Annotated in this window: 9 protein-coding genes; 8 read left to right on the top strand and 1 reads right to left on the bottom strand. The window is 57.2% G+C overall.

Annotated features, from left to right (window positions below; translation table 11 throughout):
- From lptC to npr, 8 genes are all read left to right on the top strand, one after another.
- A partial coding sequence (lptC, locus tag AB5Y92_RS14375; RefSeq protein ID WP_368227008.1) for an LPS export ABC transporter periplasmic protein LptC occupies nt 1-365 on the top strand: 365 nt, incomplete at its 5' end.
- Nucleotides 352-879 carry a lipopolysaccharide transport periplasmic protein LptA gene (gene lptA / locus AB5Y92_RS14370; protein ID WP_040068817.1) on the top strand — a complete coding sequence of 176 codons (528 nt, stop codon included), beginning with the start codon at nt 352-354 and terminating at the stop codon, nt 877-879. The genes lptC and lptA, both read left to right, overlap by 14 nt.
- A gap of 3 nt (nt 880-882) precedes the next feature.
- Nucleotides 883-1608, top strand: coding sequence for an LPS export ABC transporter ATP-binding protein (lptB, locus tag AB5Y92_RS14365; RefSeq protein WP_005336333.1), 726 nt, complete (start codon nt 883-885; stop codon nt 1606-1608).
- 65 nt (nt 1609-1673) lie between these two features.
- Nucleotides 1674-3113 carry an RNA polymerase factor sigma-54 gene (locus AB5Y92_RS14360; RefSeq protein ID WP_265773877.1) on the top strand — a complete coding sequence of 480 codons (1440 nt, stop codon included), beginning with the start codon at nt 1674-1676 and terminating at the stop codon, nt 3111-3113.
- 20 nt (nt 3114-3133) lie between these two features.
- Nucleotides 3134-3421 carry a ribosome hibernation promoting factor gene (hpf, locus tag AB5Y92_RS14355; RefSeq protein WP_005336323.1) on the top strand — a complete coding sequence of 96 codons (288 nt, stop codon included), beginning with the start codon at nt 3134-3136 and terminating at the stop codon, nt 3419-3421.
- A gap of 2 nt (nt 3422-3423) precedes the next feature.
- Entirely contained in the window at nt 3424-3870 is a 447-nt protein-coding gene (gene ptsN / locus AB5Y92_RS14350; RefSeq protein WP_005336322.1) for a PTS IIA-like nitrogen regulatory protein PtsN, read from the top strand.
- A 45-nt stretch (nt 3871-3915) separates the two neighbouring features.
- The gene (gene rapZ, locus AB5Y92_RS14345) at nt 3916-4782 is read left to right on the top strand and encodes an RNase adapter RapZ (protein WP_021231839.1); all 867 of its coding nucleotides are present in this window, start codon (nt 3916-3918) and stop codon (nt 4780-4782) included.
- A gap of 20 nt (nt 4783-4802) precedes the next feature.
- The gene (npr, locus tag AB5Y92_RS14340; protein ID WP_005336318.1) at nt 4803-5075 is read left to right on the top strand and encodes a PTS phosphocarrier protein NPr; all 273 of its coding nucleotides are present in this window, start codon (nt 4803-4805) and stop codon (nt 5073-5075) included.
- 191 nt (nt 5076-5266) lie between these two features.
- Here npr and degS read toward each other — a convergent pair whose 3' ends face one another.
- Complete coding sequence (gene degS, locus AB5Y92_RS14335; RefSeq protein WP_164535920.1) at nt 5267-6370, bottom strand: outer membrane-stress sensor serine endopeptidase DegS; 1104 nt, start codon at nt 6368-6370, stop codon at nt 5267-5269.
- Nucleotides 6371-6462 lie beyond the last annotated feature (92 nt).

Genomic DNA, 6462 nt, shown 5'->3' with positions numbered 1-6462 from the left:
CCGAGTATTATCAAATCCTCGAGCAGGCCACCTTCGACAAGCCGGTGGTCTACATGTATGACGATCAGGGTGCCGCCGAGTGGAAGGTGACCGCCGAAACCGGCGTGCTCAACACCGGCGACAACGTCATCCTGCGGGACAAGGTGCATCTGGATGGTCTGCTGCCCACCTCTTTCATTTCCACACTGGATACCCCCTATCTGGAGCTGGATCTGGTGACACAGGATGTGCGCAGCAACCGGGAAGTGAACATTCTGGGTCGGGATTTCCAGACCCAAGGGGTTGGCCTCAAGGGCCATCTGGACCGCAAATATTTTGAGTTACTGGATCAAGGCCATGCCATCTATTTCAATGAAAAACGCTAATCTGGCCCTCGCAGCCCTGTTGCTGTGTGGTGCGGTGACCGCCAAAGAGTCCGACTTTGCCGAGAAGGTCTACGTCGATGCCGTCAAACAGGTGGCCGAGATGCAGGACAACCGCATCACCTTCGAAGAGGATGTGACCATCAATCAGGGCACCATCCGGATCAAGGCTGACAAGGTGGTTGTGACCCGTTCCGGCGAGAAAGGGGCAGAGGTGATGACTGCCTACGGCAAGCCCGCCACCTTCTTCCAGATTTTGGATAACGGCAAGCCGGTCAATGCCCACGGCAACACTATCCGCTACGAGCTGAAGAACCGGCTGGTGACCATCACCGGCAACGGTCAGCTCAAGCAGGAAGATAGCCAGGTCAATGGCGATCTAATCCGCTACGACATCGTCAAACAGAAGATGATTGCCGAGAGCAAGAGCCCGAGCCAGCGGGTCAAAACCGTGTTCCTGCCGGATCAGGTAGAGAATTTCGACAAGCCCGCCGACCAGAAGAAGCAGGGAAAATAAGCCATGGCAGTGTTAAAAGCAGTGGGCCTGCAGAAGAGCTATAAGCGCCGCATGGTGGTGAGTGACGTCAGCCTTGAAGTGGGCACTGGCCAGATTGTCGGCCTGCTCGGCCCCAACGGGGCGGGCAAGACCACCTCCTTCTACATGATTGTGGGGCTGGTGCAGCGCGATGCCGGTCTCATCACCATCGACGATCAGGACATCAGCCTGCAGCCCATGCATGTGCGCGCGCGCAATGGCATCGGTTACCTGCCGCAGGAGGCCTCAATCTTCCGTCGCCTGTCGGTGTTCGACAACCTGATGGGCGTGATGCAGACTCGCAAGGGGTTGAGCCGTGAGGAGCGTGAGGACAAAGTTCAGCAACTGCTGGAAGAGTTCAATATCACCCACATTCGCGACAACCTGGGTCAGAGCCTCTCCGGCGGTGAACGCCGTCGGGTCGAGATCGCCCGTGCGCTGGCGGCCGAGCCGCGTTTTATTCTGCTGGATGAACCCTTTGCAGGGGTTGACCCGATTTCTGTGATAGACATCAAGAAGATCATTCAGCATCTGAAAGATAGAGGTCTTGGCGTCTTGATTACCGACCACAACGTCAGAGAGACTCTGGACGTATGTGAGAAGGCCTATATCGTCAGCCACGGCAAGATGATTGCCGAAGGTGCACCGGCTGACATCCTTGCCGATGAGCAGGTCAAGCGCGTCTATTTGGGCGATCAATTCAGTCTATAGTAAGGGGGCATGCCTTCATTTCCTTTGACGAGTGCCTCGCTGAACATAAGGATATCCCGACGTAGATGAAGCCGACATTACAGTTGCGTCTCGGTCAGTCCCTGACCATGACGCCGCAATTACAACAAGCGATTCGTCTGCTCCAGCTCTCCACTCTGGAACTTCAGCAGGAAATTCAGCAAGCGCTCGAAAACAACCCTCTGCTGGAGCAGGAAGAGAGCGAGGCGCAAGAGACCAGTCCGGAAGCGCCGGTCGATGCCAGCCAGCTGGATTCCAGCGATGCCATGGCTCAGGAGCAGATGCCGGACGAGTTACCGGTGGATACCACCTGGGACGAGGTTTACTCTGCCGGCACTGCCCAAAGTGCGGGCCCCATCCACGATGGGGAAGATAGCGTCTATCAGGGTGAAACTACCGAAAACCTGCAGGATTATCTGCTGTGGCAGATGCGGCTCACACCTTTCAGCGATGTGGATGCCGCCATCGCGCTCGCCATCATCGATGCCATCGACGAATCCGGTTATCTGACCGTTGCGCTGGAGGATATCCAGGCTGCCGTCACCAGTGATGACGTAGAGGTGGAGCTCGATGAGGTCGAGGCGGTACTCAAGCGGGTGCAGCACTTCGATCCGGTCGGCATTGCTGCCCGTTCTGTGCAGGAGTGTTTGCTGATCCAGCTGGATCAGTATGACCCGCAGACCCCCTGGCTCAACGAGGCCAAGGAGGTGATCCTCGAGCACATGGAGCTGCTCGGCAACCGGGATTACCGCACCCTCGCCCGCAAGACAAAACTCAAGGAGAGCGACCTCAAGGAGGTGCTGGATCTGATCCAGCTGCTGGAGCCGCGCCCCGGCAACGGCATCATCCAGAGCGACTCCCAGTACGTGATCCCCGACGTCTCCGTGGTCAAGAAGGGCAGCAAGTGGGTGGTCGAGCTCAATCCCGACTCCGCCCCCCGCATCCGGGTCAACGAGACCTATGCCGCCATGGCCCGCAACTCCCGCAGCAGCACCGACACCCAGTTTATCCGCTCCCATTTGCAGGAAGCCAAGTGGTTCATCAAGAGTCTGGAAAGTCGCAATGACACCCTGCTGAAAGTGGCCAGTTGCATTGTCGAGCAGCAACAGGGCTTTTTCGAGTATGGTGAAGAGGCGATGAAGCCGATGGTGCTCAATGACATCGCCGAAGCGGTAGAGATGCATGAGTCGACCATCTCCCGGGTGACGACCCAGAAGTACATGCATACCCCCCGTGGTATCTTCGAATTGAAGTTTTTTTTCTCCAGCCATGTGAACACCGAAGGAGGAGGAGAGTGCTCATCGACCGCAATTCGCGCGCTCATCAAGAAGCTGGTCACGGCAGAGAATCCTGCCAAGCCGTTAAGTGATAGCAAGATCGCGGATTTGCTGGCCGAACAGGGTATTATGGTGGCGAGACGCACGATCGCTAAGTATCGCGAATCCTTGTTTATCCCACCTTCCAATCAGCGCAAACGCCTGGTTTAGGCAAACAAAAGGATGATGTTATGCAAATTAACCTGACCGGACACCATGTCGAGATCACCGAAGCTCTGCGTGATTATGTGAATAACAAATTTGCCAAACTCGAGCGTCACTTCGACCACATCAACAATGTTCATGTGGTGCTTAGCGTGGAAAAACTGAACCAGATAGCGGAAGCCAAATTGCACGTCAGCGGTGGCGAAGTGTTTGCCAACTCTGAACATGCCGATATGTATGCTGCGATAGACACCTTGCTCGACAAGCTGGACAGGCAGATCATCAAGCACAAAGATAAGTTAAATAAAAAATAACCATGCAACTTGAACACATACTGAGTCGGGACTGCACCAAGAGTGCAGTCCCTTGTACCAGCAAGAAACGCGCCCTCGAAATCATCAGCGAGCTGGCCGCCGAACGCCTTGGCACCTCCCGTCAGGCGCTGTTTGAATGCTTGCTGGCCCGCGAAAAAATGGGTAGTACCGGGATCGGTGCCGGTATTGCGATCCCCCACGGTCGCATTGACGATGAGTTCCCGCCAACCGCGATCCTGATGACCTTTGCCGACCCTATTCCTTTCGACTCCATCGACAATCAACCGGTTGACCTGCTGTTTGCCTTGCTGGTGCCGGAAAGCGAGTGCAAGCAGCATCTCAAGACCCTTTCTCTGATGGCTTCCAAGCTGGGTGACAAGGCGGTTTGCCGCCAGTTGCGTCAGGCAACCAGCGACGAAGAGCTCTATCAGATCATGACCTCGGCCTGACAGCAGGCCAAGGATGAGACACCCGTTTTGGCGTGAGGGAACAAGATGCAGTTAATCGTGGTAAGTGGACGTTCGGGCTCCGGTAAAACGGTAGCCCTGCGAGTGCTGGAAGATCTGGGTTACTACTGTGTGGACAACCTGCCGGTCAATCTGCTGCCCCAGCTGATTGTTTCGGTCGAGAGCCAGTATGACAAGCTGGCGGTCAGCATCGATGTGCGCAACCTGCCGAGCGATCCGGAGAAACTGGAAAATCTGCTGGCTCAAGTGCGCAATGAGGGGCGGGTAGAGTTCTCCAGCTTCTTCTTCGACGCCGACAACGGCACCCTGCTCAAGCGCTATGGCGAGAGCCGCCGTTTGCACCCCCTCTCACGCAACAAGCTGTCGCTGGATGAGGCGATCCGGGAGGAGACCCACCTGTTGGCGCCTATCTCCTCGACCGCTGACCTGCGCATCGATACCACCACCCTCAGCATTCACGACCTGAGCGAGCTCATCAAAACCCGGGTACTCGGCAAGAAAGAGAACGAGCTGGTGCTGGTGTTCGAGTCGTTCGGCTTCAAGTACGGCATTCCCAAGGATGCCGACTTCGTGTTCGATGCCCGCTTCCTGCCCAACCCGCACTGGATCCCCGAGCTCAAGCCGTTTACCGGCAAGGATGAGCCGGTCGCCAACTACCTCTCGGCGCAGGCTGACGTGATGCTGTTTACCCAGCAGATCGAGAACATGCTGGTGACCTGGTTGCCCCATCTGGAGCGCAACAATCGCAGCTACCTCACGGTCGGCATCGGTTGCACCGGTGGTCAGCACCGCTCGGTCTTTATTGCAGAGCGGCTGGCCAGTGCGTTCCGTTTGCTTGGCAAGAACGTGCAGATCCGCCACCGCACTCTCGACAAGAGTGCCCCCCAATCCTGACGGACAAATAGGACGACCCGATGACTGTTTCCGCCTCGGTTGAAGTGAAAAACAAGCTGGGTATTCATGCCAGACCAGCCATGATGCTGTTCGAGCTGGTGCAGGGTTTCGATGCCCACGTGCTGCTGCGCAATGAAGATGGTGTGGAGGCCGATGCTGACAGCATCATTGGCCTGCTGATGCTGGATTCCGCGCAAGGGCGGCAGGTGGAAGTACAGGTTGAGGGCCCCGAAGAGGTGGAGGCCCTGGCCGCCGTGGTGGAGCTGTTCACCTCCGGCTTCAATGAGGAGTAGTCACTCCTCGTTTTTGTTTTGATCCGTACTGCAGTGATCGGCTGTGTAATGATTCAGGATTTGCATTATGGCAGCAGGAGATAGTCGACCACATTGTTGCATCGCTGAATCCTGGTCTCGGTTGATTATCTCGTCAGTAATACAATCAGCTTCATGACAAGCTTGCCGCTCTCTATAGCAGGAGCGGCGTCTTAGTTGGCCGTTCTCTGCTGATAGCGCAGGTCTTCCTCTATGGTGACCACCACTTCCAGCGGCTTGCCGGAGCGGAATACCGAGATGGTCAGCTTGGTGCCGGGGCGGCTCTCGACAATCTTGTCCATGGCGCTGCGTACGCCACTGATGGCCTCTCCATTGATCTTGAGCAGCACATCCCCTCGCTGCAGGCCGCCTTTGGCCGCCGGGCCGTTGGGGTCCAGACTCTCCACCACCAGACCACGCAGGTCGCCGAGGTTCATCATCCGCGCGACTATGGGGTTGATCTCGACGCTGGAGACCCCGAGGTAGCCGCGGATCACCCGGCCGTTGGCGATCAGCTCATCCATGATCCGTTTTGCCAGCCGGTAGGGGATGGCGAAGCTGATGCCGTAGCTCTCCTGATTGCCGTTGAGGTGATAGGTGGCGGTGTTGATGCCCACCAGATCGCCACGGCCGTTGACCAGTGCTCCCCCCGAGTTGCCCTCGTTGATGGCGGCATCGGTCTGCAGCAGATCCTGGCGGCCATTGCTGTCGGGCCCCATGCTGGAGAGGCCGGTACGGCCGGTCGCACTGATGATGCCCTGGGTGATGGTCTGGCCGACGTTGTAGGGGTTGCCGATGGCGAGCACCACATCCCCCACTTCTGGTAGCCGCTCCGGATCCTGCGGGATCACCGGCAGGTTGTCTGACTCGATATAGAGCACGGCGAGGTCGGTGAGCTGATCGGTGCCGACCAGCTCGGCGCTGAAGACCCGGCCATCCTGCAACGCGACGATGATCTGGTCGGCATCGGCGATGACATGGTAGTTGGTCAGCACATAGCCGCGCTGATTCATGATGACGCCAGAACCCAGCCCTTGCGGGCGCAGTTCCCCCTGATTGCCCTGATTGGGGGCAAAGCTGCGGGTGTAGATGTTGACGACGGCAGGGCCTGCCCGATGGGCGGCATAGGAGAAACTCAGTTCACGGGCATTGGTGATGATGCCGGGCAGTTGGGCACCACCGCGAAAATGGGGAAACAGCAGCAACAGCAGCGCCGCGACGGTCAATCCAAAACCGACAGACTTGCCCAAGTAACTGACTAAAGGGGGGATTTTCATGTCATTCTCATCCGTACAGGCTGCGCGCAGAGAATAACACTATCGATGGATAAAAATCACCCGCGGTGAAGGCCGCGGGTGATAGAGGGGTT

This window comes from Aeromonas sp. R1-1 (assembly GCF_040908495.1).
GTDB lineage: Bacteria > Pseudomonadota > Gammaproteobacteria > Enterobacterales > Aeromonadaceae > Aeromonas > Aeromonas veronii.
Note: the sequence above shows the minus strand (reverse complement) of the source record. Positions and strands in the feature narration are given on the sequence as shown.